Origin of the sequence: Xanthovirga aplysinae, assembly GCF_009711365.1 — a bacterium.
Classification (GTDB): Bacteria; Bacteroidota; Bacteroidia; order Cytophagales; family Cyclobacteriaceae; genus Xanthovirga; species Xanthovirga aplysinae.
In genome coordinates this window covers 1-240 of record NZ_SMMB01000039.1, presented here as the reverse complement: position 1 = coordinate 240, position 240 = coordinate 1, and the positions used below count along the sequence as shown (strand labels likewise).

General features: G+C 44.6%; 1 protein-coding gene. It reads right to left on the bottom strand.

All coding sequences use genetic code 11. The features are described 5' to 3' along the window. The coding region (locus tag E1171_RS22940) for a hypothetical protein (protein ID WP_222931251.1) at positions 1 to 240 on the bottom strand (240 nt) is incomplete at both ends.

Genomic DNA, 240 nt, shown 5'->3' with positions numbered 1-240 from the left:
TGTTGCCATGATGCTGCTTTTTAGTCTTTGACCTAGTTGTTATACTTGCCAGCATAACATGTTGAAACTGACTGGTGTCTTGAAAGAAATTATTAGCACTATCGATAATGGAATTCATCCCATTTTCTGAAGAGTCAGCACTGCCATCTGCCTTGTTCATTGCATCATCCTGTGCACCGGACATCGCCGCCTGGTAGTCTGTGGCGAACGGAGAAGTAGGGTAGGCCTGAATCGTTTGAA